This is a genomic window from Mycobacterium sp. NGS29 (assembly GCF_059812965.1).
The window spans coordinates 25,509-50,319 of record NZ_JCALDR010000019.1; the positions used below are offsets into that span (position 1 = coordinate 25,509).

Sequence of the window (24,811 nt, forward strand, 5' to 3'; positions counted from 1 at the left end):
ATGCTTGCCGCGTTCGGATTCGAGAACCTGGGTGTGGTCGTCGGGGACATGTACTTCGTCGACCCGAACCCGCGCACCGGCCAGGAGACCCCGGAACGGGGAGTCAGGCTGGAGCTGCGCATCGTCGACCGGGCCGACCCGCACGGATCGATCTACGCCGGCATCCCGATCGCCTTCAACCGCCCGGTGTGGCGGGTGGACCTGTTCGGCTCCACCGAAAGCCCGCCCGGCACGCTGGACCGGGCCCATCACCACCCCCGGTTCGACGGCTGGGAACCCGGCGGCCGGCACTTCGTCCCGGAGCTGTCCGCCGACCCCGTCGCCTGGCTGGCCGAGGAACTGGCCGACCCGCCCGCCGTGCTGGCCCGGGCCGGCATCGGTGCGGACCAGGTCAGCGAGGCCGACGTGGCCGGAATCGCCTCGGCGGCACCGGAAATCGTGGCCGCGGTGCAACGGATGCTCGACGGGGTGCGCGACGGGCATTTGGCGCCGTCGCCCCCCGAGCCGGTACCCGCCGCCCGCACCGGCTGGCTCTGACTGCCTCGAAATGACTCCGGTCATCATCGAATGCGCCATCAACGGCGTCACCCCCAAGTCGGTCAATCCCCAGGTGCCGGTGACGCCTTCGGAGATCGCCGCGGACGCGTTGGCGTGCATCGAGGCGGGCGCGGCGATCATTCACAACCACATCGACCTGCATGGGGTCAGCGTGGCAGAAGCGGCCGAACGCTACCTCGAGGGATGGCGGCCGGTCCTGGCCGCCCGACCCGACGCGTTGCTGTACCCGACGGTGCATTTCGGTGCGGAGCTCTCGATCTCCTACGAACACCTGGTGCCGCTGGCCGCGGCCGGGCTGCGCGTGGGGCTCACCGACCCCGGATCGGTCAATCTCGGCGGCACCGACGCTGACGGGGTGCCGGCCGGAGATTTCGTCTACCGCAACTCATTTGAGACGATCGAGCGTGCTTTCCGGATCTGCCGCGAAGCCCGGCTCGGGCCCAGTCTGGCCATCTACGAACCCGGGTTCCTGCGGGCCGCGCTCGCGTGGTGGCGGGCGGGCCGGCTGCCGCAGGGGACGATGATCAAGCTCTACTTCGCCACCGAATCCGGTTACCTGGGCGCCCCTTTCGGGTTGCCGCCCACCGAGCGCGCACTCGACGCCTACCTGGAACTGCTCGACGGGTGCGACATTCCGTGGGCTGTTTCGGTGGTCGGCGGGGACTTGTGCGCTTGTCCGATCGCTGAGCTGGCGCTCGCACGCGGCGGCCACCTGCACCTGGGATTGGAGTTCTACCGCGGCGACCGGTCGCCGTCCAATGTCGAATTGGTGGCGGAAGCCGTTCGCCTGTGCGAACGTTCGGGCCGCTCGGTCGCAACGCCAGCGCAAGCGGCACGAATTCTGGCGCTACGGTAGGTGTTCCGTGGCTGTATATGACTACATCGTCGTGGGAGCGGGATCAGCCGGATGTGCGGTGGCCGGAAGGCTTGCTGCGGAGTCGACGTCCCGGGTGCTGCTGGTCGAGGCCGGCGGTTCGGACCGACGACTGGAGGTGCGCGCGCCGCTGGCGAACGTCCGGCTATTCGGCACCGCGCTGGACTGGTGCTACCAATCCGAGCCGGAGGCCGCCTGCGGCGATCGCCGGATGCCGTTGCACGCCGGTCGGGTGCTCGGTGGAACCAGCGCGATGAACATGATGGTGTGGGTCAAGGGCAGCCATCTCGACTACGACGGTTGGCAACTGCCCGGCTGGTCGTGGACGGACGTGGCGCCGGTGTTCGCCCGAATTGAGCAGGGCCCGATGCGGATTGGGCGAAACCCCTGCCCCGACGAACTGTCGGGGCGGTTCGTCGCTGCGGCACGGGCGGCGGGCGTCTGCGCAGACGACGACGTCAGCGGACCCGAACTCGACGGAGCGGCGATCGCCCCGGTCAACATCCACCGAGGCCGGCGCTGGAGCACGCCGCGCGGCTATCTGCGCCGGCGGCCCAATCTGACCGTCCTGACCCGGGCCGAAGTCGGCAGGGTGATCATCCGTAAGGGCCGCGCCGTCGGCATCGAATACCGCCGTCAGGGACGGGGGAGTCGGGTCCAGCAGGCCTTCGCCGGCCACGTCGTCGTGAGCGCGGGCGCCTACCGCACGCCACACTTGCTGCAGCTGTCCGGCATCGGTCCCGCCGACCATTTGCGAAGCGTTGGAATCAATCCGGTCACCGACAGTCCCCTGGTCGGTCAGGGCCTCACCGACCACCCGCACGCCTGGGCGATCTGGTCCCTCGCGCCGGGCTACGTCGGCCTATCGGACGCGTCGCACCCGAAATGGTTGCTGCAGTGGGTATTCGGCCGCAGCGGCAAGCTCGCGAACAGCGGCGTCGAGGCGGTCGCCCACATCCGGTCGACACCAGAGCTGCCGGCCTGCGACTTTCAGTTGATGACCATCCTCGCCGACACCACGGCCGATCCAGCAGCGGACACGCTGAAACCCGCTCTGTCGATTGGACATTCGTATTGGACGCCGAAGAGTCGTGGCGAGGTGTTGACACGCTCATCGGATCCCGCGACGCCACCGGTGATCCGGATGAATCTGCTCTCCGAGCGCGAGGATGTCGAAGCGCTGATCCGCGCTGTGCGGCGCACGCGCGAAATCATGGCCACCGAACCGATCGCGTCCGCCCTCGGACCGGAGCTGCTGCCGGGTCCCGGTACGGACCTCGAGTCGTGCATCAGGCAGACCGCGATCACCACCTACCATCCGGCCTGCACTGTTGCGATGGGCACGCACCCCGAGAGTCCCCTCGACGAGCATCTGCGGGTGCGCGGCGTCGACAATCTGCGGGTCGCCGATGCATCGGCGCTACCCCGGATTCCGCGCGCGAATACCAATGCTGCCGCCATCATGATCGGCGAACGCTGCGCGGACTTCCTGCTCGCCTGATCAGACGCGTCAAATCCGTCCGAGTGGTGCGCTGATTGCGGGGTTCCATTCGTTCGCGCGAGCGACCCCACATGTACGGTTTTCGCGGCGTTTAACCGTACTTGTGGGGCCGCTCGGCAAGGGAAACTCACCGCGCGAAGTCTCACCCCTCCCTCAGGGTGGCCAGCAACCGCCGGGCCGCACCGACACGGCGCACCGCGGTGCCGGTGAGTAGGTCCAGCGCGCATTCCGGATCGGCCGGCGGACCCATGTGTCCGCAGCCGCGCGGGCAGTCCTCGATGGCCTCAGCGAGATCGTTGAACGACTTCAGCACGTCGTCGGGTTTGATGTGGGCCAGGCCGAACGATCGGATGCCGGGGGTGTCGATCACCCATCCCCCGTTTTGCAGCGGCAGCGCGACCGACTGGGTCGAGGTGTGCCGTCCCCGCCCAATGTCGGTGACGTTGCCCACCGCCCGATCCGCCTCGGGCACAAGGCGATTCACCAGTGTCGACTTGCCGACTCCGGAGTGCCCGAGCAGCACTGTGATCGTGTCGTCGAGCAGGTCTGCCACCGCGAGCAGAGGGTCGTCGACGCCGGCGACGACCACGGTGAGGTCCAGGTCGACGTATTGTTCGGCGAACGGTTCGGGTGGGGCGAGGTCGGTCTTGGTCAGGCACAGGATCGGCGTCAGCCCGCCGGTGTAGGCGGCGATCAGTGCGCGATCGACCAGGCCGGTGCGGGGTGGCGGGTCGGCGAGTGCCACCACCATGAGCAGTTGGTCGGCGTTGGCCACGATCACGCGTTCGGTGGGGTCATCATCATCGGCGGTGCGCCGCAACACCGTTCGCCGCGGACCCCGCCGCACGATGCGGGCCAGGGTGTCGGTGCGCCCGGACAGGTCGCCGACGATGTCGACGTCGTCACCGACCACGATCGGGGTGCGGCCCAGTTCGCGCGCCCGCATCGCCGTGACCCTGCGATCGGGTTGCCCGCCCAGCACGCACCCCCAGCGGCCGCGGTCGACGCTGACCACCATGGCGGCCTCGGCGTCGGCGTGCTGCGGACGGGTCTTGGTCCGGGGCCGCGATCCCTTGCCGGACCGGACCTTGACGTCGGACTCGTCGTAGTCGCCAGTTCTCACGCGCTGCTGACCATTTCGGTCCACAGTCGGGGAAACTCCGGCAGCGTCTTGGTGGTGGCGCCGATGTCGTCGACCGTCACGCCGGGGACCCGCAACCCGACGATCGCGCCGGCCATTGCCATCCGGTGATCGGCGTAGGCGCGCCAGAGCCCGGGGCGCAACGGACCGGCGGTGATCACCAGGCCGTCGTCGGTCTCCCGGCAATCACCACCCAGGCGGTTGATCTCAGTGCTCAGGGCGGCCAGCCGGTCGGTCTCGTGCCCGCGCAGATGCGCGATCCCGCTCAGGTGCGACACCGATCCCGGCGCCGCCAGCGCCGCCAGCGCCGCCACCGAAGGCGCCAGTTCGCCGACGTCGCGCAGGTCGATGTCGAACCCGTCGTACCCGGGGGAACCCTGCACCTCCAGAGCCGAATCACACTGCTCGACAACCGCATTCAGCTTGGCCAACACGTCCAGGATGTGCCCGGCGGGTTGCACGCTGGTTGCCGGCCAGCCGGTGATGCGCACGGAACCTCCGGTGACCACGGCGGCGGCCAGGAACGCGACCGCGTTGGTCAGGTCGGGCTCGACCTGCCAGTGCCGGGCCTGCACCGTGCCCGGATGCACGTGCCAACGATTGCCCACCGAGTCGTCGACGTCGACGCCGGCCTGGCGCAGCATCGCCACTGTCATCGCGATGTGCGGCGCCGAGGGCAGCGACTCACCCGTGTGCTGCACGGTCAGGCCGTCGGTGAACGACGCCCCGGACAGCAACAGGCCCGAGACGAACTGCGAGGACGCCGAGGCGTCAATGGCCACCGTCCCGCCGGCCACCGAACCACTGCCCTGCACGCGGAACGGCAACCCGGTCCCGTCGACCGGCACGCCCAGACCCCGCAGCGCATCCAGCAGGGGCGCGATGGGTCGGGAACGGGCCTGCTCGTCGCCGTCGAACGTGACCGGGGTGGCGCTGAGTGCGGCCAGCGGGGGGACGAAGCGCAGCACGGTGCCGGCCAGCCCGCAGTCGATGCGGGCATCGGGGCCGGGTTCGATGCGGCCGTCCACCGTCAGGTCGGTGCTGGTGCCGTCGACGCGCAGGCCCAGGGCTCGCAGCGCCCCGATCATCAGGTCGGTGTCACGGCTGCGCAAGGCTCCGGCAATGGTCGACGTGCCGGCGCCGAGCGCCGCCAGAATCAAGGTGCGATTCGTTTGCGACTTCGAGCCCGGGACGGTCACGGTCGCGTGCACCGGGGCCGGTGCGGACGGGGCCTGCCATGCGCTCACCGCTCCATCATCTCGTGTCGGTGGCTTCTGCCAACATGGAGATATGTGTGGACGTTTTGCAGTCACCACCGATCCGGCACTGCTGGCCGAGAAAATCAAGGCGATCGACGAAGCGACCGGTACCTCCGAGCGCAGTTCGGAGCCCAATTACAACGTGGCACCCACCACTGCCATCGCGACCGTGGTGACCCGGCACGATGAGCCGGACGACGAGGCCACCCGCCGGGTGCGGTTGATGCGCTGGGGCCTGCTGCCGCCCTGGGTGAAAGCCGGCCCGGACGGTGCGCCGGACACCAAAGGCCCCCTGCTGATCAATGCCCGCGCCGATAAGGTCGCCACGTCGCCGGCCTTCCGCGGCTCGGCAAAGAGCAAACGCTGCCTGGTCCCGATGGACGGTTGGTATGAATGGCAGCCCAATCCGGAGACCGGCAAGTCGCCCAAGACGCCGTTTTTCATGCACCGCAACGACGGTGAGCCGTTGTTCATGGCCGGGCTGTGGTCGGTATGGAAGCCAGACAAGCAAGCGGATCCGCTGCTGAGCTGTACGATCATCACCACCGACGCGGTCGGTGAACTGGCTGAGATCCACGACCGGATGCCGCTGATCCTGGCCGAGGACGAGTGGGATGCCTGGCTGGATCCGGACGCACCGCTGGACCCCGAACTGCTTGCCCGTCCGCCGGACATCGGCGGCATTGCGGTGCGCCAGGTGTCGACGCTGGTCAACAGCGTCCGCAACAACGGGCCGGAGCTGTTGCAGCCGGCCGAGTCGCAGCCTGGGCAGATGACTTTGCTGTAGGCGCGTCCTCGTGACCATGCGGCGCCGCCTGGCGAGCTCAGGATTGCCGATCAACGCAGCACCGTGCCACCGTCGATGTTGATCACCTGCCCATTGATCCACTCGCCTTCCGCGGATAACAGAAAGGCGACCAAGGCCGCGATGTCATCGGGAGCGCCGACGCGGTGTCCTCGAATCCGTTTGAGTGCACCGGCTTGCAGTTGTGACCACTGCGGGGCGGCACGGATCGCGTCGGTTGCGGTGAAGCCCGGTGCGACGGCGTTGCAGCGGATCCCCTCCTTGCCCCACCGGGCAGCGACGTGTCTGGTCAGTGCGCCGATGCCGGCTTTGGCGGTGGCATAGGCCGGACGCGCGGGCTCGCCCTGGAAGGCCGCCGCCGACGACATGTTCACGATCGCCCCGCCGCCCCGGTCCAGCATGTGCGGGATGGCGTACTTCATGGCAGCGACGTACCCACGCAGGTTGACCGCCATGACGCGATCCCACACGTCGAACTCGATGTCGACGACGTCGGTGTCGGCGCGCAAGGTCGACATGTCCGCACCCACGTTGAACAACAGGTCGACACCACCGAAAGTCGTTGTTGCGCAGTCCATCAGCGCGGCCACGGAGTCCGTGTCGGACAAGTCGAAGACAACATGCGACGCCGTACCGCCTGCCGCGACGATGCGCTCGGCGGTCTGCCGGGCGGCACCGGCGGCGACGTCACCCACCACCACCGGGCATCCTTCGTCGCCCAGCCGTGCCGCCGTCACCGCCCCGATGCCCGTGGCGCCGCCCACCACGACAGCGACCCGGTCGGCCAGGCCGCGCAGTCCCATGGTTACCCCTCTCGGGTCTTGACTTTCACCTTCAGGACTGTAAAGGATCGCACCTCATGGCTGAGATCGATCGAGCGCGGCCCGGGTTCGGCGACTGGAGGACGACCGAGTGAATTCAGTCAAGTTCGACTTCACCGGGGCCCACGTCCTGGTCACCGGCGGCACCAGCGGGATCGGCAACGGTATCGCCGCGGCCTTTGCCCAGGCCGGCGCCTCCGTCACAGTCACCGGAACGCGCACTGCACCAACCGAATACGACGCCGACCTCAGCTCTTTCGCCTACCGGCAGTGCCGCATTCAGGAGGCCGACTCCGTCGACGCACTGGTGAACTCACTGGGCGAATTGGACATCCTGGTCAACAACGCTGGCGGCCCCTACCCGGCGGGTGACGAATACGATCCCGACGGCTACATCGCATCGGTGGCGCAGAACATGTTCGGTCCCATGCGGCTCACCATGGGTTGTCACGAAAAGCTCAAGTCCAGCAACGTGTCCGGCGGTGCCAGTGTGGTGAACATCGTATCGATGTCCGCCTTCCGTTCAGCGGTGTTCGTTCCCGGTTACGCCTCAGCGAAGATGGGCCTGCTTGCTTTGACGATGAATCTGTCCCGCCGCTGGGCCGACGACGGCATTCGCGTCAACGCGGTCGCGCCCGGGCTGATCGATACCCGGATCACGCAGCCGGCGATACAGATCCCGCAAATCCGGGACGTCGAGATCGGCTTTCACACCCCGCTCGGCCGGCCGGGGACCCCCCGGGACTGCGCAGGTGCAGCGCTGTTCCTGTGCACCGATGCCGCTTCGTACATCACCGGCAGCACCATCGCCGTCGACGGCGGATACCTGACAGTGTGAACGGCATCATTTGCTCAGATCGCCAGATCCCAGGTGATCGCGTCGGTCAATCGGAGCAGATCTGCCGGCGCGACCACCAGATCCCAGCCCCGTCGGCCCGCGCTGCACAACACCCGGTCCCACTCCACAACTGAACTGTCCACTGCGGTCCGCAGCCGCCTACGCTGACCGAACGGCGAAATCCCGCCGACGACATAGCCACTCGAGCGCTCGGCCGCAGCGGGTTCGGCCATCTTGGCCTTGGCCACCCCGAAAGCGGCCGCGGCAGCCTTCAAAGACAACTTCGCCGGCACCGGCACCACCGCGACCGCCAGCTCAGCGGGCAGCGCGATGATCAGCGTCTTGAACACCTGCGCCGGCGCGATCCCGGTGCCCCGCGACAGGTCGGCAACCATCTCGAACTGCCGAACCTCATGCCGCACACCGGCTTTGACCAACGCCGCAATCGCAGGCGTGGCGGCGCTCAGGAGCCTGAGTACCCCGGCGGGTTGACCCCGTCCACCCAGAAGTCCACACCCAACTGCGAACCCGGTACGCAGTCGTAGACCGACAGGTCGCTGACGCCGGACTCGACCAGCACGTCCTCACACAGCAGCATGTTGCCGGTGTACTCCCGCGACGGCTTGTTCAGGATCACGTATGCGGCATCGGAGTACACCTCGGGCTTGCGGGACCGGGCCATCGCCTCGTCGCCGCCGAGCAGGTTCTGCACCGCGGCGGTGGCCACCATCGTGCGGGGCCACAGCGTGTTCGACGCGATGCCCTCCTCCCGCATCTCCTCGGCAATGCCCAACGCGCACAACGTCATACCGAACTTGGCCATCATGTATGCGGTCGGCTTCAGCCATTCCTTGCCCAGCAGCACCGGCGGCGACAACGTCAGCACGTGCGGATTCTCGCGGCCCTTCATGTGCGCCAGACACGCCTGCGAGACCGCATAGGTGCCGCGCACCTGGATGCCGTTCATCAGGTCGAAGCGCTTCATCGGCACCTCGGTGATGGATCCGAGGTTGATGGCCGAGGCGTTGTTGACGCAGATGTCGATGCCGCCGAACTGCTCGACCGCCTTGGCCACCGCGGACTCGACGGACTCCGGGTCGCGCACGTCGCCGACGATCGGCAGCGCCTGGCCGCCGGCCTCCTCGAGTTCCTTGGCGGCGGTGTAGACGGTGCCCGGCAGCTTCGGGTGCGGGTCGGCGGTCTTGGCGATCAGCGCGATATTGGCGCCGTCCTGCGCGGCGCGCTTGGCGATCGCCAGGCCGATACCGCGGCTGGCGCCGGAAATGAACATGGTCTTCCCATTCAGCGACATGGCGTCACACTAACCTCCGCTTCGACCGGCCATTTCTCCGGTGCGTCGCTCCCGTGATGCGCGCAGCGTCACCACGGTCCGTACCGTTCGCTGATCTCCGCGTCCAGGCGGCGTTCGTGCGTCGGCAACCCGTCGGGCACGTTGGCGCCGCGCAGGACGACGAGTTCCGCGGCGAACGGGCCCAGTTCGTTGATTTCCCGCACCGCGAGCACCGCTGCTTCGGCCTGCATCGATCGCAGCATCCGGCAGCTCCTGCTGGACATCGGCGATCACCGGATCCCGCTGCGCAACGTCGACCCACCCCCGTGCATCCACGTCCAACGCCAGTAAGCGGGCCGTTTGTTCGACCGCCTCGGCCCTTGACCAGTCCGCTTCGACGAGAAAAGTGGTGCTCAACGCGCCCGGGAGCACCTTGCGGGCGCAGGGCGGCTGGAGTGAAGCCCTCCCAGAACTCGCGGCTGACGCTGAGCGCCCATGGCCCGCGGACCTGCCGGGAGACGGTGTGCGTGCCAACTGGCACCACTCGAGTCTTGCAGGATGGCCGGACAACTGCCGACCGGAAATACCTCGACCGATAATGCCGTTGACTGAAGCGACGTTCACATCGGCGTCGGTGAAATCCGTGCCGAGCGGTCCGAGGCAGACACTGTCGGTGGCGGCCTTTAGATTGGGAGAAAGGAACCTGGTGTCAACTGCGACGAGCCTGTTGTGCGACGCGCGGTTGGATCGCTTCCTTGCGAGTCCGGCGGCGCTGGCCGCGTTGCCCGGTCACACCGCAACCGAAGGGACCGTGGTAATCAACATGGCCGACACCGATGGCGAGACCGGACCCTCGGTCGCCGAAAACGGGCCGCCCGCGCGCCAGGAGACCGACGCCGAACTGACGGCACGCTTCGAGCGTGACGCGATTCCGCTGCTCGACCAGCTCTACGGCGGTGCGCTGCGGATGACCCGCAACCCCGCCGACGCCGAAGACCTGCTGCAGGAGACGATGGTCAAGGCCTACGCCGGGTTCCGCTCGTTCCGGGAGGGCACCAACCTCAAGGCGTGGCTGTACCGCATTCTGACCAACACCTACATCAACAGCTACCGCAAGAAGCAGCGGCAGCCGGCGGAGTACCCGACCGACGAGATCACCGACTGGCAGCTGGCCGCCAACGCCGAGCATTCCTCCACCGGGCTGCGCTCTGCCGAGGTCGAGGCACTCGAAGCACTACCGGACACCGAGATCAAGGCGGCCCTGCAGGCCTTACCGGAAGAGTTCCGGATGGCCGTCTACTACGCCGACGTCGAAGGTTTCCCTTATAAAGAGATCGCCGAGATCATGGGCACCCCGATCGGTACCGTGATGTCTCGGCTGCACCGCGGCCGACGTCAGCTCCGCGAACTGCTGGCCGACGTCGCCAAGGACCGCGGCTTCGTCCGTGGGCAGGCGCACGAGGAGGTGTCGTCATGAGTGAACAACCCGGCGCCGCCGGTTCGTGCTCGAGTAGCCACGACTCCGACCGTCATCTGGGCTGCGCGCAGGTCATCGCCCAGATCTGGACCCTGCTCGACGGCGAATGCCAGCCGGACGAGAAGGCGATTCTGCAACGGCACCTCGATGCCTGCCCCGGCTGCCTGCAGCACTACGGCATCGAAGAGCGGATCAAAGAACTGATCGCGATGAAATGCAGCGGTGAGAAGGCTCCGGACGGCCTACGGGAGCGGCTGCGGATCCAGATCAGCCGGACCACGATCGTCCAGGGCGAGTTCTGATCCTCAGGCGTTGGGCCGCTTGCCGTGGTTGGCCTTGCTGTACTTGCGGTCGCGCTTCTTCCGGCCTCGCTTGGCCATGTCTGAACCTCGTTTCGTGAAGCTTCTGGGCAGCTGCTGGGCGGCCAGCGGCCGCTCGATTACCGTCCAGTGTCTCATGCGGACACCGATGCGCTGTCCACCGCCCGCGCGCCGCGGTCGCCAACGGCCTTATGGTTCGATATACAAAGCCGAGAGCAGCATGCGCAGTTGGCCGAGACGAGTGGGGTGATGATGTCCGAGGAGGTTCGCGCCGAGATCGTGGCCAGCGTGCTCGAAGTCGTGGTCAACGAAGGCGACCAAATCGGCCAGGGCGACATCGTGGTGCTGCTGGAGTCCATGAAGATGGAGATCCCGGTCCTGGCCGAAGTCGGTGGAACCGTCAGTCAGGTGAGCGTGTCGGTCGGTGACGTGATCCAGGCCGGCGACCTGATCGCTGTCATCAGCTGACCGAAGCCCATGTCCACTCTCGGTGATCTGCTCGCCGAACACACGGTGCTGCCCGGCAACGCCGTCGATCACCTGCACGCGGTCGTAGGGGAGTGGCAGCTACTGGCCGACCTGTCGTTCGCCGACTACCTGATGTGGGTGCGTCGCGACGACGAGGTGCTGGTCTGCGTCGCGCAGTGCCGGCCCAATACCGCGCCGACGGTCCTGCAGACCGACGCGGTGGGCAGCGTCGTGCCCGCCGACCAATTGCCGCTGGTCTCCCAGACCTTCGCGGCCGGCGTCGGCGTGCAGGAGAGCGACGTGGGTGAACCACACTCGTGGCCGCTGCCGGGGCCGCACGTCGTCGCGTCGCCGGTGCGGTTTCGCGACAACGTGGTGGCCGTGCTGACTCAGCACCAAACCGACACCGCAGCCGAGCGGATGTCCGGCCACTTGGAAACGGCTTACCGGGCCTGCGCCGACGATCTGCTGCACATGATCGCCGACGGCGCCTTCCCCGACGTCGGCGACGTCGCCATGTCGCGGTCCACGCCCCGCGCCGGGGACGGCTTCATCCGCCTCGACGTCGACGGCATCGTGGCGTACGCCAGTCCCAACGCGCTGTCGGCCTACCACCGGATGGGCCTGACCAGCGAGTTGGAGGGCCACAACCTGATCAAGATCACCCGGCCGCTGATTTCGGATCCGTTCGAGGCGCAGGAGGTGGCCGAGCACATCCTCAACCTGCTGGCCGGCGGATCCAGCATGCGCATGGAGGTCGACGCGGGCGGCGCCACCGTTCTGCTGCGCACGCTGCCGCTGGTGGTGCACGGGGAGAACGCCGGGGCGGCGATCCTCATCCGCGACGTCACCGAGGTCAAGCGCCGGGACCGCGCGCTGATCTCCAAGGACGCCACCATCCGTGAGATTCACCACCGGGTGAAGAACAACCTGCAGACGGTGGCGGCGCTGCTGCGGCTACAGGCCCGCCGCACCGTCAACGCCGAGGGTCGCGAGGCCCTGATCGAATCGGTGCGCCGGGTGTCGTCGATCGCGCTGGTGCACGACGCGCTGTCGATGTCGGTGGACGAGCAGGTCAACCTCGACGAGGTGATCGACCGGATCCTGCCGATCATGAACGACGTGGCCTCGGTGGACCGCCCGATCCGGATCAACCGGGTCGGCGACCTGGGAGTCCTGGACTCCGACCGGGCGACAGCGCTGATCATGGTGATCACCGAACTGGTGCAGAACGCGATCGAGCACGCGTTCGATCCGACGGCCGCGGTCGGGTCGGTGACGATCCGGGCCGAACGCTCGGCCCGCTGGCTGGACGTCGTGGTCCACGACGACGGACGCGGCCTGCCCGACGGGTTCAGTCTGGAGAAGTCCGACAGCCTGGGGCTGCAGATCGTCCGGACGCTGGTCTCCGCGGAATTGGACGGCTCCCTGGACATGCGGGAAAGCGCCGAGCGCGGCACCGACGTGGTGCTGCGGGTGCCGATCGGTCGACGGGGCCGGTTGCTGCTGTGACTGTGGTCGCACGCAGCAATGCGGCCCCGGAAATCTCCGGGGCCGCATTAGCTGTGAAGTCTGGGTTCAGACTCCGCTTCGGGCTTTCGTCCGGGCGTTGCGGCGCTTGAGTGCGCGCCGCTCGTCTTCGCTCATTCCGCCCCACACGCCCGAGTCCTGACCGGTGTTCAGAGCCCATCCGAGACATTCCGTGGTCACCGGACACCGATTACAGACCAGTTTCGCGTCAGCGATCTGCGCGAGTGCCGGGCCGCTGTTCCCAACCGGGAAGAACAGTTCCGGATCTTCGTCGCGACACACCGCCCTATGGCGCCAATCCATTAGTCTCTACTCCTCACTATGTGCGCAGCACTGCACACGGGCATTTTCTTCTTGGCTGTTAAAGCGTGCGCAAGAAAGGGATTTTCCGTACCTCTGCATATCTCTGTGCATGCAACCTTTTGATCGTTTCACAGGCTCAACAGATGTCAATAGTGTTACGCGGGCTCGTGGGCTATCTCACTTCACCGATCTCTTACCCATGCCCTTAACCAGTTGTACTACACTACTCGGCGAATTTCGCCCCACATTTTCGTCGCGAGCTCGTCACAGCTTGATCTGCGCAGGTCACGGACCTGAATTCGGCGGCGGAGCAACCACCGCCAAGGCGCTCGGAACGACCCGGCACGTGATGGAATCGCGCAGACCGAGGTACTCACCGTCGCACTGGAAGGCGGCGGGCGTAGCCATCTTGGTGACGGTCACGTAACTCACATCGTCGTCGCGGATGAGTTGCTTGCCCCGCGGATCGGGACGCTTGGCGAGCAGTTGGCGCAACACCTTGATGGTCGGAATCAGCTTCATGCTGGTGAGCGCGAAGATGCCCAGGCCGGAGTCGAAGCTGCAACCCGGGTTGGTGACCATCGGCCGGTCGTCGCTGTAGGTCCATACGTTGGTGTTGCACACCCAGACGAAGTGCACGCCGGAGACGGGCTCCTTGTCGGGCAATTCCAGGATCAAGTTGGGGTCACGCCGGCTGAACCGCACCGAGACGGGCACCGCGATCCGCCAGTAGTTCATCGGCGTGACCTTGACGCCCCGCTCGCGCGCCGCTTCGACCGCCTCCAGCACCTCCGCGTCGACGCCCATCCCGGCGTTGACCAGAGCCCACATCTCGCCGCAGTCGATCAGGGAGATGCGCCGCCACTGCCGGTGCTGTTCGTACGCGTCTAGCAGGTCGATGAGCTGGTTGGTCGCCTCGGTGGGGTCGCGGTGCATGCCCAGCGCCCGGGCCAGCACGTTGGCTGAGCCGCCGGGCACGATCGCCACCGCCGGCACCGGCCCGGCCGGAGTGGAACCGGGACGGCCGAGCATGCCGTTGACCACCGCGCTCACCGTCCCATCACCGCCGTGCACGACGACCAGGTCGTACCCCTGCGCCGCTGCGGTGTGCCCGAGTTCCTCCGCGTGACCGGGGTGTTCGGTGTTGGCGATGGTGAGCTGTACGCGACTTTCCAGTGCGTGCGTCACCAGCGCCCGGGCGGCCGGAGTGATGCTGGTGGCGATCGGGTTGGCGATCAACATGGCACGCATGAGCCATGAGCTTAGGCGGTATGCGGTGCGGATCACGCTCTACGCTGGCTCTGTGCGCATCCCCGTCCCGCCCACCGTCCGTCGCGCCGGCTTCGTCGTGGCGGCCCAGGGCGCGGCAGCGCTGGTGGTGGCCGTGATCCTGGTGGTCCGTGGTCTGGCCGGGGCCGATCAGCACGTCGTCAACGGGCTGGGCGCCGCGGCGTGGTTCGCCGTGGTGGGTGCCGCGGTGCTGGCCGGGGGCCGGGCCCTGGTGACCGGCAAGCGGTGGGGCCGTGGGCTGGCCGTGTTCACCCAGCTGTTGCTGCTGCCGGTGGCCTGGTATCTGGCGGTGGGATCCCACCGGCCGGTGTACGGCATCCCGTTGGGGCTGGTGGCACTGGGCACCCTGGGATTGCTGTTCAGCCCGCCGGCGGTGCGCTGGGCCGCCGGCGACGATCAGCGGGGTCCGGCCAGCGCGGCCAACTCCGGACCGGACAACCGGTAGGTCGTCCACTCGCGCTGCGGCGCCGCCCCGATCCCGTCGTACAGGGCGATCGCGTCCGCGTTCCAGTTGAGCACCGCCCACGCCAGTCGTGTGTAGCCGTGGGTGCGGCATTCGGCGGCCAGGGTCCTCAGCAGGTCGCGGGCCAGACCGCGGCGCCGGAACGCCGGCCGCACGTAGAGGTCTTCCAGGTAGATGCCCGCCGCGCCGTCCCAGGTGGAGAAGTTGAGGAACCACAACGCCATCGCGGCGAGTTGTCCGTCGACATCGACGACGTGCGCGTGCACCGTCGGCGTGTCATCGAAAAGTGCTGTGGCTATTTGCTTTTCGGTGACGGTGCAGTGCTGGGCGGCATGTTCGAAGGCAGCGAGTTCGTGGATCATGGCGGTGATGTTGGCGACATCGCCCGGTGCGGCGCGACGGATGGTCACTGCGCGACTCCCAACGCATTGAGGATGGTGGCGAATTTCGTTGTGGTTTCCAGGACTTCGTCGTCGGGGTCGGACTCGGCCACGATGCCGCCGCCGGCGTGGGCGAGCGCGGTACGCCGGTCGGCCGAAAGTTGTGCGCACCGAATCGACACCACCCAGTCACCGTCCCCGCGGGCATCGCACCAGCCCACCGCGCCGGCGTAGAAGCCGCGGTCGCCTTCCAGCGCGGCGATCAGCTGGGCGGCCGCGTCGGCCGGCACCCCCCCGACCGCCGGGGTGGGATGCAACGCCAACGCCAAATCGATTGCAGTGGTTGAGGTATCGCGAAGCCGGCCGGTCACCGGGGTGCACAGGTGCCAGACCGCCGCGGTACGACTCAGCTGCGGCTCTGCGGCGATGGTCAGGTCGGTGCACAGCGGCTCCAGCGCCGCCCGCATCACGTCGATGACCAACCGGTGCTCGTGTCGGTCCTTGGCCGATCCGGCCAGCGCGGCGGCGTTGGCGGCATCGGTGTCCGGGTCCGGGGAGCGCGGTGCCGAGCCGGCGAAGGGCCGGCACACCACCCGCTCGCCGGAGCGCGCGACCAGCAGTTCCGGGCTGGCGCCCACCAGCGCGGACCCGACGTAGTCGCCGCCGGCTGCGCTCAGGTCGACCAGAAAACTGTAGGCGTCGGCGTCGGCGGCGACCAGCCTGCGCAGCACCGCGCGGGGGTCGAGCGGCGCGTCGGCGGACAACTGCAACGCCCGGGCCAGCACCACCTTGTGTAGCGGGTTGTCGTCGGCGGCCAGCTGCTCGCGGGCGCGGCTGATCCGGGAGCGGTGCTCGGCGGGGGGCGGCACGGCCGAGTCGATGCGAACCGTCGGCAGCGGACCCGTCGGCCAGTCGGGAAGCGCGCCGACGTGTTCCGGGACCACCAGCGCGGCCGCTCGGGTCACGTCGAATGGCAACGCGCCCAACACTATTGGTGCGGCACCGCAACGCAGGGCCGCTTGGGCCGCCCGCAGATCGTCGTAACGTGCCCGTACGCCGTCGGCAACCAGGGTCCCCCGCGGTCCGATCAGCGCGAAAGGCGGTTCCGGGTTCACGTCAGCGCATTCGGTCGGGGATGACAGCTCAACCCGAGCTGACTGAGCTGCCGGATGCCGTGCTCGAACCCGCACACGGCGATCGTCGCGGTGGGCATGCCGAAGCGGCTGCCTTCGCGCACCGGCAGTTGTACCCACCGGGTGATCACCGCGCGGGAGAAGTGGCCGTGGCTGACCAGCAGTACGTCCCGGTTCTGCATGTTCTCCAGCGCCAGAGCTACGGCCCGGTCGGCGCGTTCGCTGACCTGCGCGACGCTTTCCCCGCCGGGGCATCCGTGCGTCCACACCAGCCAGTCGGGGTCCGATTCGTGGATCTGCGGGGTGGTCAGACCCTCGTACTCGCCGTAGTCCCATTCGGCGAGCAGCGGGGTGACCTGATCGATGATGAGGCCGGCCAGGTCGGCGGTGGCCAGCGCGCGGCGCCGCGGGCTGCAGATCACGAACGGGTCCGTCAGGCCGAGGTCGCCGAGTACCACCCCGGCGAACTCCGCCTGCTCCCGGCCGGCGTCGGTCAGCTCGATATCCGTGCGCCCGGTGTGCTGGCCGGATTTCGACCATTCGGTCTCGCCGTGGCGCAACAACAACAGCCGGTGGTTCTGCACGCCCATGCCAGCGATTGTGCCCGAGACACGCCGGGACCCCGCCGGGCCCGCCACCCGAACCAGACGATCTGATACATGCCAGTATGGGCACCATGAGCGACATGCGCGTGCTGGCGGTGGCCAATCAAAAGGGCGGGGTGGCCAAGACAACGACGGTCGCGTCGCTCGGTGCGGCGATGGTGGACAAAGGAAAGCGGGTATTGCTCGTCGACCTCGACCCACAGGGGTGTCTGACTTTCTCGCTGGGCCAGGACCCCGACAAGTTGCCCGTGTCGGTGCACGAGGTGTTGCTCGGCGAGGTGGAGCCCGACGCGGCGCTGGTGGCGACTTCGGAGGGCATGACGCTGCTCCCGGCCAACATCGACCTGGCGGGTGCCGAGGCGATGCTGCTGATGCGGGCCGGCCGCGAATACGCACTCAAGCGGGCGCTGACCAAACTCGCCGACGCGTTCGACGTGGTGATCATCGACTGCCCGCCGTCGCTCGGTGTGCTCACCCTCAACGGGCTCACCGCCGCCGACGAGGTGATGGTGCCGCTGCAGTGCGAGACCCTGGCGCACCGCGGCGTCGGCCAGTTCCTGCGCACCGTCGCCGACGTCCAGCAGATCACCAACCCGAATCTGCGGCTGGTCGGCGCCCTGCCGACGCTGTACGACTCGCGGACCACCCATACCCGGGACGTGCTGCTTGACGTGGCCGACCGCTACGAGTTGCCGGTGCTGGCACCGCCGATCCCGCGCACGGTGCGCTTCGCCGAAGCCAGTGCGTCGGGCTGCTCGGTGCTGGCCGGGCGCAAGAACAAAGGGGCGATGGCCTACCGCGAGCTGGCCGAGGCGCTGCTCAAGCACTGGAAGACCGGTAAGCCGCTGCCCACCTTCAGCGTGGAGTATTAGCCCAGCGCGACCACGGTGTCACCGCGCTGCTCGATCACCCGCGAACCGGACACCACCGGGATCACCGCGGCACTGCTGGGCGATCGCTGCACGTCGATATAGCGACTGGGCTGCCCGCTGACCGGGTCGTAGACGCCGATCGCACCGGTGATCGGCACCAGCAGCCGGCCCGCCATCATCACCCCGGGCCCCACCGGAACCGCCGAATCTCCTGCGGCGATGGTGTAGCGCAGGGTCAGGTCGCCGGCTTCGAACACCAGCAGCGCATCTCCGGTCCACCAGGTGACCAGGCTGCCGGTCGTGGACACCACCGACGACGCCGACGGCGGACCGTCCAGCGGCAGGCTTACCACCCTGGCGCCCGTCTCATCGACCACGTCGACGTGCGGCTGCGGGGTCGGCAGGTACACCGCGGTGCGGTTCTGCGAGACCACCAGCACCCGCGCCCCGGTGCCCGGCCGCACGCCGGCTTCCTGCACCACCTGCTGCTGGGGTTCGTCGTCGTCCTTGCCGGGACGCAGCAGCAGCAGGCGCAGGTCGGCCTGGTCGGCGCACGATTCGAGGACCGACACCGCCGATGAACTCGCCGCGGCGGATTCCAGCGTGCAGCCCGAGTGCAAACCCCGCGCCGACGGTTTGACCCGGGCGTCGGTCTCGCCGTACGCCAGCATCCGGACCATGTCCGAGCGCCACATCTCCAGCCGGGTGCTGCCCGCCGACAGGATGGCGGTGCCGTCGGAGGACAGCCGCACCTGCGGATCGGCATAGCTGCTGCGGGCAGGTCCGCGGCGGCCGGTCGATCCGTCGATGGTGCTGACCTGACCGCAGCCGCGGTCGTCCCGGTAGACCGCGACGGCGTAGCGATAGATCCAGGTCACCCCGCACAGGTCGGTATCGCGCGAGTAGCTCCACAGTGGCTGACCGGTGGTCAGGTCGCGCCCTTCCACCAGGCGTCCAGCGGCGGTGGTCACCGTTCCACCCACCACCACCGGAACCCGGGTCGCCGCACTGGGTGCGCTCCAGAGCTCATGCAGCGTGGTAGGAACCTCACGGACGGGCGTGGGCGCGGTTGCGGGGGTGGCCGCCGGCCGGCTGACGGTGGCCCGCGCGTCGCTGGTCCACCAGATCAGCGCCGCCGCGACCGCGACGACGATCGCAATGGTCGCGGCAGCCACGATGTCGGCCTTGGTTCGGCGCTCAGGTCGGACCATGCGCTGAGTATGGCTGTGCTGGTCGGCTAGATCGTCGAAGGGGCGGCATCGGCCGGCTTGCGACGACGCCGCCGCCGCCGGGCCGGCGAGCTGGACGTGGCACCGGAGGTCGTCCCGGGTGCCGCGGGCGTGCCCGGGTCGTCAGCAGCGTCACCGCTCGCGACGGGATGTCCGGTGACCGGCTTGCCGCCGCGGGTGCGCTTGCGTTTGGTGGTGCGACGGGGGGGACGGCTGGAACTCTCGTCGCCGGGTTCGCGGCGCTTGACCGGGGCCTTGCGCGGTTCGCCGCCGGCGCCGCCCGTCTCGGCCGGGATGGACAGCTCGGTGTACAGGTGCGGGGAGTTGGAGTAGGTCTCGGCCGGGTCGGGCGAGCCCAGGCCCAGTGCCCGGTCGATCGCGGACCAGCGTTCGAGCTCGTCCCAATCCACCAGGGTGACCGCCACGCCGGTGCGTCCGGCGCGGCCGGTGCGTCCGATCCGGTGGACGTACATCTTCTCGTCCTCGGGGCACTGGTAGTTGATGACGTGCGTGACGTCGTCGATGTCGATACCGCGGGCCGCGACGTCGGTGGCGACCAGCACGTTGATGTCGCCGGAGCGGAATGCCTTGAGGGCCTTTTCGCGCGCGATCTGTCCGAGGTCGCCGTGCACGGCGCCGACGGCGAAACCGCGCTCCTGCAACTCGTCGGACACCTTCTGGGCGGTGCGCTTGGTCCGGGTGAAGATCATCGTCGCGCCGCGGCCGCCGGCCTGCAGGATGCGGCTGACGAGTTCGATCTTGTCCAGCGCGTGGGCGCGGTAGACGAACTGCTCGGTGGTGTCGTGCACGGCCAGCGAGTGCGGCGCCTCGGCGCGGATGTGGGTGGGCTGGACCATGAAGGTGCGGGCCAGCGTGATGATCGGATCCGGCATGGTCGCCGAGAACAGCATGGACTGCCGGTCGGCCGGGATCTGCCGCAGAATGCGTTCGATGTCGGGCAGAAAGCCCAGGTCAAGCATTTCGTCGGCTTCGTCGAGCACCAGGACGGACAGTCCGCCCAGCTGCAGGTGGCCCTGCTGGCACAGGTCGAGCAGCCGGCCCGGCGTGCCCACCACGACGTCGGCGCCCTTGTGCAGCGCTTCGATCTGCGGCTCGTAGGCCCGGCCGCCGTAGATGGAGACCACCGCCAGCGGGCGCTGCGCCCCGTCGGCGACCTCGGGGTCTTTCGGCGCGGTCAGATACTTCGCCGCGGACGCCAGGTCGTTGGTGACCTGCAGGCACAGCTCGCGGGTGGGCACGACCACCAGGGCGCGCGGGGCGCCGGTCAGTGGTCGCGTCGCGGTTTCGGAGGTGACGCGCTGCAGCAGCGGCACGCCGAACCCGAAGGTCTTGCCCATGCCGGTACGGGCCTGGCCGATCACGTCTTCGCCGTCGAGCGCGAGCGGCAGGGTCAGTTCCTGGATGGCAAAGGGCGTCTCGATGCCTTTCTCGGCGAGTGCGCGAACTATTTCGTCGCGCACTCCAAGCTGGGCAAAGGTGAGTTCAGGGGCATTTTTGAGTGCGGTCATACGCGGGTTGAAGCCTTCCGGTGAAGTAATCGAACTGGTTCGGATTAGTTCGTGCTCTGTCTGTGTCGCGGTTCACGCGCGCACGAAATCCGATTCCGACTACTTCGCCGGGCCCGCGCTCCTGGTCGATCTTTGGGCGGGCGGCTACGTGCACGCACATTTCCTCGGCGGTGGCAGCACAGATTCAGCCACTACCAGTTACCCATGATACCTGCTCATCCGGCGTGACCCGTACTCTTCGGAGCCGGCCTATTAGAGTGTTGCCATGCCTCCACCTTCATCTGCCGACGAGGTGGCGGATTCGCCCGGATCCCAGCTCTCCGCCGATCATCCCGGCGTCAACGAGCTGTTCGCGCTGCTCGCATACGGCGAGGTGGCGGCGTTCTACCGGTTGACCGACGAGGCGCGGATGGCGCCGAATCTGCAGGGCCGCATCTCGATGGCCAGCATGGCTGCCGCCGAAATGGGGCATTACGAACTGCTGCGCGACGCGCTGGAGAGCCGTGGTGTCGACGTCGTCCGGGCGATGTCGAAGTACGTGTCCGCGCTGGAGAACTACCACCGGCTGACCACTCCGAGTACGTGGCTGGAAGCTCTGGTGAAGACCTATGTCGGGGATGCGCTGGCCGCCGATCTGTATCTGGAGATCGCGGGCGGCCTGCCCGACGAGATCGCCGACGTGGTCCGCGCGACGTTGTCCGAGACCGGGCATTCCCAGTTCGTGGTGGCCGAAGTGCGCGCCGCGGTGACCTCCAGCGGCAAACAGCGCAGTCGGCTGGCGCTGTGGTCCCGCCGGTTGCTCGGCGAGGCGATCACCCAGGCTCAGTACCTGCTGGCCGACCACGATGAGCTGGTTGACCTGGTACTTTCCGGCGGAGGCGGGCTGGGTCAGCTCGGCGCGTTCTTCGATCGGCTGCAGAAGACGCACGATCAGCGGATGCACGAACTCGGCCTGAGCTGAGCGGGTCAGCGGGTGCAGGTGGCCAGCGCCGAGTTGTTGGCCGAAGCTTTGACCAACTGACCCTGGGCGTTGACGATCGAGCAGTTCAGCTGGCCGTAGATGCTGGTCGCGATCACCGATTCGGTCTGCACGCCCGGGTTAAGCACGACCATCTTGGACCAGGGCAGGGCCACGTTGAACTCGGTGACCGGGAATCCGCGCGCGTCGGTATAGACGATGTTCACCAGGTCGAACATCTGCTTGGTGCCGGTGACGCTGTAGACGACGGTGCGCGGACTCAGGGCGGCTCCCGGCGGGGTGGTGGTCGGCAGCGGCGCCGCGGTGGGCAGCCTGGTCGGCCCGATGCTGGGCGGCGCCAAGGTGGTGACGGTCTCCGGCGGCAGTTGTCGCGTCGTCGGCGGGTTGGTCGGTGCCGGGGACATGGTGGGCGGGGAGGGCCGGGATGTGGTGGAAATCACCGACTTCGGTGTCGGGGCCCCGACGGTGGCCTTGGTGGTCGCGCTGTCGCCGCTGTTGATGATGACCGCGGTGGCCACGGCGCCGACAGCTGCCACCGCGCCGACCAGCAGAGCGGCTGACCGCCACCGGTTGTCGGCCGGCCAGGCCCACTCGTCGTCCCCGTCGTCCCAGGTCTCGTCGGCGTCCTCGTCTTCGACGTATCCGTCGCCGTCTTCGACGTAACCGTCGTCGTCGGCTGGGTAGCCTTCCTCGTCCGGGAAGTCTTCGAGGTCCCGGAAGAAATCGTGGAGGGTGTTACGTATGGTACTGATGTTGCCGATGGTATCGATGTGATTCGGGTGCGGCCCGGATCCGGGGGCGGTTAGACCGAATCGTGACGGGTTCGTTCGCTTACCGCGAACTGCGAGTCGGGGGGCGCGGGGCGGGGTAGGTCAGACCCGTCCACTAGCCTGCTGCAGAGAGACGCCTGCGACGGATACGCCAACGGAAGGGGCCTGCGTGGAGGTCAAGATCGGAATCACGGACAGTCCGCGCGAGCTGGTGTTCTCCAGCGCGCAGACGCCGGCTGAGGTGGAAGAACTGGTCGGCGCGGCGGTGCGCGACGAAGCGGGTGTACTGGCCCTCAACGACGAGCGCGGACGCCGGTTCCTGGTCACCGCGGCCAAGATTGCCTACGTGGAGATCGGGGTCGCCGATGCGCGGCGGGTCGGCTTCGGCGTCGGCGCGGAGGTCGCGGCCAAGGCGGACAGCGGGGCCAAATCCTAGGAGCGGGTGAGCGGCACGTGCGACAGACCACCCCAGGCGAACTGCACGGTCCCGTCCACGGCAGCTGACTTCGAAATCGGTCGATCGGAGTCCAGCCAGTACCGCGCGCTGTCCACGCTCATGCCGACCAGGCCGACGGCGATCATCCGGGCGCGGTGCGGGTCCAGTCCCGAGTCCTCAGCGATCAGCGCGAATACCGCGTCGATGCACGACTCGGTCGCCACCCGCACCTGCGCGGCCACCTCGGGCTCGGTGACGTAGTCGTTCTCGAAAATTAGTCGATAACCCTGACTGTCGTGTTCGATGAAGTCGAAGAACGCCTGCACCGCTGAATGCAGCCGCTGCCGGTTGTCGGTGGTCCGGTCCAGCGCCTGCTGCACGCCGGACACCAGATTGTCCACGTGCCGGTTCAGCACCGCCAGATACAACTCGAGCTTGCTGGAAAAGTGCTGGTAAAGAACCGGTTTGCTGACGCCGGCGCGGTCGGCGATCTCGTCCATCCCGGCGGCGTGGTAGCCGCGGTCGACAAACACGTCGCTGGCGACGATCAGCAGCTGACCCCGACGTTCGTCGCGCGGCAGCCGGCTGCCCCGCCGGTTGGAGGGGGCTGCGCCTTCGCCCGGCCGGACACCGTCGGCCGATCGGACAGCGCGTCGCGGCGCCGCCTTGGCGAGATCGCTCATCACTCCCTCAATCCATTGGTGGTGCGCCCATTTTGCCATCCCCGAAGGCGCGCAGTGTTTCGCAAGAAGACTACTACCTGCGGCGTCCGGCCGATCCGAACCGGTGTCAGAGTGCGTCGCAGCACCTGACCGAGGGCGGTTTTCGGGCGCGCCAGGGCCGGATGCCACCGGCAGCTGTGCCATTCTGGGGAAATGACGTCGCCGCGGCCAGATCGCAATACCGGTCGGGTGCCGGTGCTGCGTGACGACTGGCGCGAGCCGCTGCGGGCTCAGCGCGACCCGCTGGGTCAGAGCGCCGGACGGGTCCGCGCCGACCGCGACCGTCCGCGCCAATGGCGCAAGCAATCCTGGCTGGGGCGGTTCGTATCGACCTACGGTTGGCGCGCCTACGCGCTGCCGTTTCTCACGGTGCTCACCCTGGTGGTGGCCTACCAGACGGTGACGGGTACCAATACGCCGAGGCCGTCGGCCAGTTCGATCCACAAAGACCCGCCGACCATCGGCGCGGTCGGCACCTCGATTCTGGACATGCCGCCGCGGGGACTGGCCGCTTTCGACGCGAACCTGCCGACCGGCACGCTGCCCGAGGGCGGTGCCTTCACCCAGGCCGGCGACAAGACCTGGCGGGTGATTCCCGGCGCCACGCCGCAGATCGGGCAAGGCACCGCCAAAGTCTTCCGCTACACCGTCGAGGTGGAGAACGGTCTGGACCCCACCATGTACGGCGGGGACGACGCGTTCGCCCAGATGGTCGACCGGACGCTGGACAACCCTAAGGGCTGGACACACAACCCGCAGTTCGCGTTCATCCGAATCGACAGCGGCAAGCCGGACTTCCGGATCTCGTTGGTCTCGCCGATGACGGTGCGGGTGGGCTGCGGATACGAATTTCCGCTGGAAACGTCGTGTTACAACCCGTCATTCGGTTCAGACCGCGAATCGCGCGTCTTCATCAACGAAGCCCGCTGGGTGCGCGGGGCGCTGCCGTTCGAGGGTGATGTGGGTTCCTACCGGCAGTACGTGGTCAACCACGAAGTCGGTCACGCCATCGGATACGTGCGGCACGAGCCGTGCGACCAACAGGGCGGTCTGGCGCCGGTGATGATGCAGCAGACGTTCTCCACCGCCAATAACGACGGGGCCAAGTTCGATCCCGATCAGGTCAAGGCCGACGGCAAAACCTGCCGGTTCAACCCCTGGCCGTTCCCCATCGCTTGAGTCGTTTTCCATCGTCGGCCATGGGGACGCGCCTAATC

Annotated in this window: 30 protein-coding genes; 14 read left to right on the plus strand and 16 right to left on the minus strand. The window is 68.0% G+C overall.

The features are described 5' to 3' along the window. Genes AC5Y5Z_RS21465 through AC5Y5Z_RS21475 form a run of 3 tightly spaced genes read left to right on the plus strand, consistent with a single transcriptional unit; the run spans position 1 to position 2,933 of the window. A complete protein-coding gene (locus AC5Y5Z_RS21465) occupies positions 1–537 on the plus strand; it encodes a hypothetical protein (RefSeq protein ID WP_499927406.1) in 537 nt (178 codons plus the stop codon). Between the two features lie 10 nt (positions 538–547). Continuing rightward, positions 548–1,414: a beta-keto acid cleavage family enzyme gene (locus AC5Y5Z_RS21470; RefSeq protein WP_499927408.1), complete on the plus strand. Its 867-nt coding sequence runs from the start codon at positions 548–550 to the stop codon at positions 1,412–1,414. A 7-nt stretch (positions 1,415–1,421) separates the two neighbouring features. After that, positions 1,422–2,933: a GMC family oxidoreductase gene (locus tag AC5Y5Z_RS21475; RefSeq protein ID WP_499927410.1), complete on the plus strand. Its 1,512-nt coding sequence runs from the start codon at positions 1,422–1,424 to the stop codon at positions 2,931–2,933. A gap of 142 nt (positions 2,934–3,075) precedes the next feature. On the opposite strand, the gene rsgA is transcribed toward AC5Y5Z_RS21475, so the two are convergent. Further along, positions 3,076–4,056 carry a ribosome small subunit-dependent GTPase A gene (gene rsgA / locus AC5Y5Z_RS21480; RefSeq protein WP_473139236.1) on the minus strand — a complete coding sequence of 327 codons (981 nt, stop codon included), beginning with the start codon at positions 4,054–4,056 and terminating at the stop codon, positions 3,076–3,078. After that, a complete protein-coding gene (aroA, locus tag AC5Y5Z_RS21485; RefSeq protein WP_499927413.1) occupies positions 4,053–5,321 on the minus strand; it encodes a 3-phosphoshikimate 1-carboxyvinyltransferase in 1,269 nt (422 codons plus the stop codon). Before aroA ends, rsgA begins: the two co-directional genes overlap by 4 nt. Positions 5,322–5,364: 43 nt before the next feature. Between aroA and AC5Y5Z_RS21490 the strand changes: the two genes are divergently transcribed. Then, entirely contained in the window at positions 5,365–6,120 is a 756-nt protein-coding gene (locus AC5Y5Z_RS21490; RefSeq protein WP_499927415.1) for an SOS response-associated peptidase, read from the plus strand. A gap of 50 nt (positions 6,121–6,170) precedes the next feature. Here the strand turns inward: AC5Y5Z_RS21490 and AC5Y5Z_RS21495 are convergent, their stop codons facing one another. Beyond that, positions 6,171–6,941, minus strand: coding sequence for an SDR family NAD(P)-dependent oxidoreductase (locus AC5Y5Z_RS21495; RefSeq protein ID WP_499927417.1), 771 nt, complete (start codon positions 6,939–6,941; stop codon positions 6,171–6,173). A gap of 109 nt (positions 6,942–7,050) precedes the next feature. Here AC5Y5Z_RS21495 and AC5Y5Z_RS21500 point away from each other — a divergent pair, with 109 nt between their 5' ends. Continuing rightward, complete coding sequence (locus AC5Y5Z_RS21500) at positions 7,051–7,797, plus strand: SDR family NAD(P)-dependent oxidoreductase (protein ID WP_499927419.1); 747 nt, start codon at positions 7,051–7,053, stop codon at positions 7,795–7,797. Positions 7,798–7,811: 14 nt separating this feature from the next. Here AC5Y5Z_RS21500 and AC5Y5Z_RS21505 read toward each other — a convergent pair whose 3' ends face one another. From AC5Y5Z_RS21505 to AC5Y5Z_RS21515, 3 genes are all read right to left on the minus strand, one after another. Then, on the minus strand, positions 7,812–8,234 hold the full coding sequence (locus AC5Y5Z_RS21505) for a YbaK/EbsC family protein (protein ID WP_473139231.1): 423 nt from the start codon (positions 8,232–8,234) through the stop codon (positions 7,812–7,814). A gap of 26 nt (positions 8,235–8,260) precedes the next feature. Further along, positions 8,261–9,109 (minus strand): SDR family oxidoreductase, encoded by an 849-nt coding sequence (locus AC5Y5Z_RS21510; RefSeq protein WP_463828245.1) that lies wholly within the window; start codon positions 9,107–9,109, stop codon positions 8,261–8,263. Between the two features lie 68 nt (positions 9,110–9,177). Further along, positions 9,178–9,351 (minus strand): hypothetical protein, encoded by a 174-nt coding sequence (locus AC5Y5Z_RS21515; protein ID WP_499927421.1) that lies wholly within the window; start codon positions 9,349–9,351, stop codon positions 9,178–9,180. Positions 9,352–9,911: 560 nt separating this feature from the next. On the opposite strand from AC5Y5Z_RS21515, the gene AC5Y5Z_RS21520 reads away from it, so the two are divergent. Beyond that, positions 9,912–10,565 (plus strand): sigma-70 family RNA polymerase sigma factor, encoded by a 654-nt coding sequence (locus AC5Y5Z_RS21520; protein ID WP_463828351.1) that lies wholly within the window; start codon positions 9,912–9,914, stop codon positions 10,563–10,565. Further along, positions 10,562–10,867: a mycothiol system anti-sigma-R factor gene (gene rsrA / locus AC5Y5Z_RS21525; protein WP_473139229.1), complete on the plus strand. Its 306-nt coding sequence runs from the start codon at positions 10,562–10,564 to the stop codon at positions 10,865–10,867. Before AC5Y5Z_RS21520 ends, rsrA begins: the two co-directional genes overlap by 4 nt. A gap of 3 nt (positions 10,868–10,870) precedes the next feature. On the opposite strand, the gene AC5Y5Z_RS21530 is transcribed toward rsrA, so the two are convergent. Beyond that, entirely contained in the window at positions 10,871–10,945 is a 75-nt protein-coding gene (locus tag AC5Y5Z_RS21530) for a 50S ribosomal protein bL37 (protein WP_089025046.1), read from the minus strand. Between the two features lie 192 nt (positions 10,946–11,137). Between AC5Y5Z_RS21530 and AC5Y5Z_RS21535 the strand changes: the two genes are divergently transcribed. Together AC5Y5Z_RS21535 and AC5Y5Z_RS21540 are read left to right on the plus strand one after the other, a co-directional pair. Further along, positions 11,138–11,353, plus strand: coding sequence for a biotin/lipoyl-binding carrier protein (locus tag AC5Y5Z_RS21535; RefSeq protein ID WP_463828350.1), 216 nt, complete (start codon positions 11,138–11,140; stop codon positions 11,351–11,353). Positions 11,354–11,362: 9 nt separating this feature from the next. After that, positions 11,363–12,865 (plus strand): sensor histidine kinase, encoded by a 1,503-nt coding sequence (locus AC5Y5Z_RS21540; RefSeq protein WP_499927423.1) that lies wholly within the window; start codon positions 11,363–11,365, stop codon positions 12,863–12,865. A gap of 66 nt (positions 12,866–12,931) precedes the next feature. On the opposite strand, the gene whiB1 is transcribed toward AC5Y5Z_RS21540, so the two are convergent. Then, positions 12,932–13,186 (minus strand): transcriptional regulator WhiB1, encoded by a 255-nt coding sequence (gene whiB1, locus AC5Y5Z_RS21545; protein WP_036353357.1) that lies wholly within the window; start codon positions 13,184–13,186, stop codon positions 12,932–12,934. 285 nt (positions 13,187–13,471) lie between these two features. Next, entirely contained in the window at positions 13,472–14,437 is a 966-nt protein-coding gene (locus AC5Y5Z_RS21550; RefSeq protein ID WP_463828241.1) for a diacylglycerol/lipid kinase family protein, read from the minus strand. Positions 14,438–14,489: 52 nt separating this feature from the next. Between AC5Y5Z_RS21550 and AC5Y5Z_RS21555 the strand changes: the two genes are divergently transcribed. Next, entirely contained in the window at positions 14,490–14,921 is a 432-nt protein-coding gene (locus AC5Y5Z_RS21555) for a hypothetical protein (RefSeq protein WP_499927426.1), read from the plus strand. On the opposite strand, the gene AC5Y5Z_RS21560 is transcribed toward AC5Y5Z_RS21555, so the two are convergent. Genes AC5Y5Z_RS21560 through AC5Y5Z_RS21570 form a run of 3 tightly spaced genes read right to left on the minus strand, consistent with a single transcriptional unit; the run spans position 14,873 to position 17,042 of the window. Next, the gene (locus AC5Y5Z_RS21560) at positions 14,873–15,301 is read right to left on the minus strand and encodes a GNAT family N-acetyltransferase (RefSeq protein ID WP_499927499.1); all 429 of its coding nucleotides are present in this window, start codon (positions 15,299–15,301) and stop codon (positions 14,873–14,875) included. The genes AC5Y5Z_RS21555 and AC5Y5Z_RS21560 overlap by 49 nt on opposite strands. Before the next feature lie 44 nt (positions 15,302–15,345). Next, positions 15,346–16,461, minus strand: a complete 1,116-nt coding sequence (locus AC5Y5Z_RS21565) for an isochorismate synthase (protein WP_499927501.1) — start codon at positions 16,459–16,461, stop codon at positions 15,346–15,348. After that, positions 16,431–17,042: an acid phosphatase gene (locus AC5Y5Z_RS21570; protein ID WP_463828239.1), complete on the minus strand. Its 612-nt coding sequence runs from the start codon at positions 17,040–17,042 to the stop codon at positions 16,431–16,433. Before AC5Y5Z_RS21570 ends, AC5Y5Z_RS21565 begins: the two co-directional genes overlap by 31 nt. Positions 17,043–17,128: 86 nt before the next feature. On the opposite strand from AC5Y5Z_RS21570, the gene AC5Y5Z_RS21575 reads away from it, so the two are divergent. Beyond that, on the plus strand, positions 17,129–17,929 hold the full coding sequence (locus AC5Y5Z_RS21575) for a ParA family protein (protein WP_463828238.1): 801 nt from the start codon (positions 17,129–17,131) through the stop codon (positions 17,927–17,929). On the opposite strand, the gene AC5Y5Z_RS21580 is transcribed toward AC5Y5Z_RS21575, so the two are convergent. Continuing rightward, positions 17,926–19,140, minus strand: a complete 1,215-nt coding sequence (locus AC5Y5Z_RS21580) for an Rv3212 family protein (RefSeq protein WP_473139225.1) — start codon at positions 19,138–19,140, stop codon at positions 17,926–17,928. The two genes, AC5Y5Z_RS21575 and AC5Y5Z_RS21580, sit on opposite strands and share 4 nt — an antisense overlap. Before the next feature lie 26 nt (positions 19,141–19,166). After that, on the minus strand, positions 19,167–20,687 hold the full coding sequence (locus AC5Y5Z_RS21585) for a DEAD/DEAH box helicase (protein ID WP_499927429.1): 1,521 nt from the start codon (positions 20,685–20,687) through the stop codon (positions 19,167–19,169). Between the two features lie 265 nt (positions 20,688–20,952). On the opposite strand from AC5Y5Z_RS21585, the gene AC5Y5Z_RS21590 reads away from it, so the two are divergent. Further along, complete coding sequence (locus AC5Y5Z_RS21590; protein WP_463828235.1) at positions 20,953–21,648, plus strand: ferritin-like fold-containing protein; 696 nt, start codon at positions 20,953–20,955, stop codon at positions 21,646–21,648. Positions 21,649–21,653: 5 nt separating this feature from the next. Here AC5Y5Z_RS21590 and AC5Y5Z_RS21595 read toward each other — a convergent pair whose 3' ends face one another. After that, entirely contained in the window at positions 21,654–22,409 is a 756-nt protein-coding gene (locus tag AC5Y5Z_RS21595) for an MmpS family transport accessory protein (RefSeq protein ID WP_499927503.1), read from the minus strand. Between the two features lie 196 nt (positions 22,410–22,605). Between AC5Y5Z_RS21595 and AC5Y5Z_RS21600 the strand changes: the two genes are divergently transcribed. After that, complete coding sequence (locus tag AC5Y5Z_RS21600) at positions 22,606–22,872, plus strand: DUF3107 domain-containing protein (RefSeq protein WP_463828234.1); 267 nt, start codon at positions 22,606–22,608, stop codon at positions 22,870–22,872. Here the strand turns inward: AC5Y5Z_RS21600 and fasR are convergent. Beyond that, positions 22,869–23,555 (minus strand): HTH-type transcriptional activator FasR, encoded by a 687-nt coding sequence (gene fasR, locus AC5Y5Z_RS21605; protein ID WP_463828233.1) that lies wholly within the window; start codon positions 23,553–23,555, stop codon positions 22,869–22,871. The genes AC5Y5Z_RS21600 and fasR overlap by 4 nt on opposite strands. Positions 23,556–23,747: 192 nt before the next feature. On the opposite strand from fasR, the gene AC5Y5Z_RS21610 reads away from it, so the two are divergent. After that, positions 23,748–24,773: a DUF3152 domain-containing protein gene (locus AC5Y5Z_RS21610; RefSeq protein WP_463828232.1), complete on the plus strand. Its 1,026-nt coding sequence runs from the start codon at positions 23,748–23,750 to the stop codon at positions 24,771–24,773. Positions 24,774–24,811: the final 38 nt, after the last annotated feature.

Coding starts and splice junctions, on each gene's coding strand:
- AC5Y5Z_RS21495 (WP_499927417.1), bottom strand. CDS start 6,941: ATGGGACTGCGCGGCCTGGCCGACCGGGTCGCTGTCGTGGTGGGCGGC.
- whiB1 (WP_036353357.1), bottom strand. CDS start 13,186: ATGGATTGGCGCCATAGGGCGGTGTGTCGCGACGAAGATCCGGAACTG.
- AC5Y5Z_RS21570 (WP_463828239.1), bottom strand. CDS start 17,042: ATGGGCGTGCAGAACCACCGGCTGTTGTTGTTGCGCCACGGCGAGACC.
- AC5Y5Z_RS21560 (WP_499927499.1), bottom strand. CDS start 15,301: ATGATCCACGAACTCGCTGCCTTCGAACATGCCGCCCAGCACTGCACC.
- AC5Y5Z_RS21585 (WP_499927429.1), bottom strand. CDS start 20,687: ATGACCGCACTCAAAAATGCCCCTGAACTCACCTTTGCCCAGCTTGGA.
- AC5Y5Z_RS21535 (WP_463828350.1), top strand. CDS start 11,138: ATGTCCGAGGAGGTTCGCGCCGAGATCGTGGCCAGCGTGCTCGAAGTC.
- AC5Y5Z_RS21465 (WP_499927406.1), top strand. CDS start 1: ATGCTTGCCGCGTTCGGATTCGAGAACCTGGGTGTGGTCGTCGGGGAC.
- AC5Y5Z_RS21580 (WP_473139225.1), bottom strand. CDS start 19,140: ATGGTCCGACCTGAGCGCCGAACCAAGGCCGACATCGTGGCTGCCGCG.
- AC5Y5Z_RS21540 (WP_499927423.1), top strand. CDS start 11,363: ATGTCCACTCTCGGTGATCTGCTCGCCGAACACACGGTGCTGCCCGGC.
- fasR (WP_463828233.1), bottom strand. CDS start 23,555: ATGAGCGATCTCGCCAAGGCGGCGCCGCGACGCGCTGTCCGATCGGCC.
- AC5Y5Z_RS21520 (WP_463828351.1), top strand. CDS start 9,912: ATGGCCGACACCGATGGCGAGACCGGACCCTCGGTCGCCGAAAACGGG.
- AC5Y5Z_RS21610 (WP_463828232.1), top strand. CDS start 23,748: ATGACGTCGCCGCGGCCAGATCGCAATACCGGTCGGGTGCCGGTGCTG.
- AC5Y5Z_RS21590 (WP_463828235.1), top strand. CDS start 20,953: ATGCCTCCACCTTCATCTGCCGACGAGGTGGCGGATTCGCCCGGATCC.
- AC5Y5Z_RS21515 (WP_499927421.1), bottom strand. CDS start 9,351: ATGCTGCGATCGATGCAGGCCGAAGCAGCGGTGCTCGCGGTGCGGGAA.
- AC5Y5Z_RS21470 (WP_499927408.1), top strand. CDS start 548: ATGACTCCGGTCATCATCGAATGCGCCATCAACGGCGTCACCCCCAAG.
- AC5Y5Z_RS21510 (WP_463828245.1), bottom strand. CDS start 9,109: ATGTCGCTGAATGGGAAGACCATGTTCATTTCCGGCGCCAGCCGCGGT.
- AC5Y5Z_RS21490 (WP_499927415.1), top strand. CDS start 5,365: ATGTGTGGACGTTTTGCAGTCACCACCGATCCGGCACTGCTGGCCGAG.
- AC5Y5Z_RS21575 (WP_463828238.1), top strand. CDS start 17,129: ATGAGCGACATGCGCGTGCTGGCGGTGGCCAATCAAAAGGGCGGGGTG.
- AC5Y5Z_RS21550 (WP_463828241.1), bottom strand. CDS start 14,437: ATGCGTGCCATGTTGATCGCCAACCCGATCGCCACCAGCATCACTCCG.
- rsrA (WP_473139229.1), top strand. CDS start 10,562: ATGAGTGAACAACCCGGCGCCGCCGGTTCGTGCTCGAGTAGCCACGAC.